The organism is Paenibacillus sp. LHD-38, assembly GCF_031157315.1.
Taxonomy (GTDB): Bacteria; Bacillota; Bacilli; order Paenibacillales; family Paenibacillaceae; genus Pristimantibacillus.
Genome location: NZ_JAVIFU010000123.1, coordinates 1 through 1518, shown reverse-complemented (window position 1 = coordinate 1518; position 1518 = coordinate 1). Strand labels below are relative to the sequence as shown.

Genomic DNA, 1518 nt, shown 5'->3' with positions numbered 1-1518 from the left:
ACTCAACTTTCGCAGAGCGAAAACCGGCTTAACAGCATGATGTGACTAAATATACGGTGAGTTCAATACAGATATTGAAAAATAGAAAAACACCGCTTCGTTTGGTAAAGTGAGAGTGTCTAAGCAATCACTACCATACAGAAGAGGTGTCCTCTACATGATAGAACATAACAGGCAACAGAATCAACTTCCAAGTGAAATTAAGCCGGCTTTTAAAGAACTGAAAGTGTTACAACACATGAAAACAGCAGGCTTCAAGAAGAAGTTCGGCTATAGCTGTTCATTTTTATTCCAGCTTGTTTTTGTACTCTTGTTCCATCACAAGAACTGGTTCCGTTTGTTGGAAAGCGAGAAGGGAGAAGCATTTCCCGGGAAGGACGCCGTCTATCGCTTTCTTAATCATAGTGGCTACGCCTGGCGTCGGTTCTTATCATTGCTCAGTTCATCCACCATTGATAAAGTTCATGCACTAACCCGAGAGAATCGCGTATCCGTATTTATAGTGGATGACTCCATGTTTGAGCGGAATCGTAGCAAGGCAGTCGAATTGCTTTCCCAATTTAAGGATCATGCAACCGGCAGCTATTACAAAGGATTTCGTATGCTCACGCTAGGTTGGTCGGACGGCCATACCTTTATACCTGTCGACTTCTCCTTGCTCGCTTCACTCAAATCCCAAGTAAGTGGCATCATGGAAGGGATCGACAAGCGAACGTCTGGCTATAAACGACGGGTGGAAGCCCTCCTACCCGCGCCTCAAGTCATTCCGACTATGATTGATCGTGTGCGTTCCGCTGGTGCACAAGCTTCTTACGTGCTCATGGACAGTTGGTTTACACATGCGCCGCTGATTCAAGCGATGCTTGATCGTGGCTTGGACGTGATCGGCATGGTCAAAGCGGATAAGAAACGGTATCTTCTTGGCGAGCGGCGTTTATCCCTGCAAGAGCTTTATTTTTCAGCAATCCCCGTCCAAGGAAAAAACAAAGGAATCCTACGTTCCATCCGTACCATGCTGTCTCCAGGTATTCCGGTCACGATCGTCTTCGTACGTCATCGGTCGAACAAGAAGGAATGGCTCGCAATTTTGTGTACGGACCGCTCGCTACCCGAAAATGAGATTATCCGAATCTACGGTATCCGTTGGGATATTGAAGTGTTCTTTAAGTGCGCCAAATCCTTGCTCCGCCTACAAAAGGAGTTTCAAGGTCGTTCCTATGATTTGCTCGTTAGTCACACGACGATTGTATTCTCACGCTACATTCTACTGGCATGGCAGCATCGGCAAAGCACCGACCAACGCACACTAGGTGGTTTGTTTCACTTACTTTGCGATGAAGTCGGCCAATTAGATTGGGCAATTGCTCTAAAGCAGCTCATTGATCTGATCGAGGATGTCACCAAGAAAGCCAATAAGAAGATCGCAGCACTCATCCAAACGCAACTCCAACAATGGATGGCCAGTTTACCCAGCTACATCAAGGGCTATCTGCCTAATTTAAGCTGCGAAAGTTGAGT

The 1518-nt window shown here is 46.2% G+C and carries 1 protein-coding gene; it reads left to right on the top strand.

The window, feature by feature from the left end; genetic code table 11:
* Positions 1 to 157: 157 nt before the first annotated feature.
* Positions 158 to 1516, top strand: coding sequence for an IS4 family transposase (locus RCO25_RS34490; RefSeq protein WP_309000552.1), 1359 nt, complete (start codon positions 158 to 160; stop codon positions 1514 to 1516).
* Positions 1517 to 1518 lie beyond the last annotated feature (2 nt).

Coding starts and splice junctions, on each gene's coding strand:
- RCO25_RS34490 (WP_309000552.1), top strand. CDS start 158: ATGATAGAACATAACAGGCAACAGAATCAACTTCCAAGTGAAATTAAG.